The following is a 578-nucleotide window of genomic DNA, read 5'->3' on the forward strand; positions in this document are numbered from 1 at the left end:
CCGAGGACAATGTATGGTGGGTAGTTTGACTGGGGCGGTCTCCTCCTAAAGAGTAACGGAGGAGTACGAAGGTGCGCTCAGACCGGTCGGAAATCGGTCGAAGAGTATAAAGGCAAAAGCGCGCTTAACTGCGAGACCCACAAGTCGAGCAGGTACGAAAGTAGGTCTTAGTGATCCGGTGGTTCTGTATGGAAGGGCCATCGCTCAACGGATAAAAGGTACTCTGGGGATAACAGGCTGATACCGCCCAAGAGTTCATATCGACGGCGGTGTTTGGCACCTCGATGTCGGCTCATCTCATCCTAGGGCTGAAGCAGGTCCTAAGGGTATGGCTGTTCGCCATTTAAAGAGGTACGCGAGCTGGGTTTAGAACGTCGTGAGACAGTTCGGTCCCTATCTACCGTGGGCGTTGGAAATTTGAGAGGATCTGCTCCTAGTACGAGAGGACCAGAGTGGACGAACCACTGGTGTTCGGGTTGTCATGCCAATGGCATTGCCCGGTAGCTACGTTCGGATGGGATAACCGCTGAAAGCATCTAAGCGGGAAGCCCACCTCAAGATTAGATTTCCCTAAAGAG

Annotated in this window: 1 rRNA gene; it reads left to right on the forward strand. The window is 52.9% G+C overall.

What is annotated here, in order from left to right:
- A 23S ribosomal RNA gene (locus AAEY83_RS12775) occupies positions 1 to 578 on the forward strand; the annotation flags it as partial.

The organism is Psychrobacter sp. TB20-MNA-CIBAN-0197 (genome assembly GCF_040309765.1).
GTDB classification, from domain to species: domain Bacteria; phylum Pseudomonadota; class Gammaproteobacteria; order Pseudomonadales; family Moraxellaceae; genus Psychrobacter; species Psychrobacter submarinus.